Annotated in this window: 1 pseudogene; it reads right to left on the bottom strand. The window is 53.5% G+C overall.

Features of this window, described 5'->3' with window-relative positions:
• Positions 1 to 247: pseudogene (locus tag CXQ96_RS18725) on the bottom strand (MFS transporter); the annotation flags it as partial.
• Positions 248 to 630 lie beyond the last annotated feature (383 nt).

Raw genomic sequence — 630 nt, 5'->3', positions numbered from 1 at the left:
CTCCTCCGATAATGAGGAAGATTCCGGTGATACCAAAGGCGCTATGAACACCGGATGTCATTGTCGCCACCATTTCAGGGGAAGGACTCACACCTTTGGCTGGTGCTACATATCCCGCTTGAGTCATTAGACTGCCCACGAGAGTAGGAGACACGATCGCGCCTGTCGCGGCCAATCCGCCAAGAGGAGCCATGATGATGGGGCGTTGTTTTACGCCGACACAGTAACTAACTGCAGTAGCTGCCATTGGGAAAACTAGACTGCAACCACCAGCGATGGCTAGGAATACGACGGAGATGGATCCGGAAGTGACTGTGACTAGCAGGAACGAAATGCCGGCCACCGTTGTGGAAAGCCCGAAAAGTGCTGCGATGGAGACTCGTGCAGTTAGGCCACGTCGCATCATTCGATCGCCTACAGCGCCGAGTGTCAGGAGTACTAGGGCTCCAATAATCCATGGGAAGGTCGTGACGACACCAACTTGGGTTAGGGGAAGTCCGATTACAGTTTCCAAATACTGTGGGAGCCACGTAGTCAGAAATCCTTGAACGAAAAAGTTGGATGCAGCTCCGACAAGAGCGGCTAGGAAAGAGAGGCTCAGAAGAACGCGCCAGATTGGGAAACTTGGCC

The organism is Arthrobacter sp. B1805 (assembly GCF_002929745.1).
Lineage (GTDB): Bacteria > Actinomycetota > Actinomycetes > Actinomycetales > Micrococcaceae > Arthrobacter_D.
This window is presented reverse-complemented; position numbering and strand designations above follow the sequence as displayed.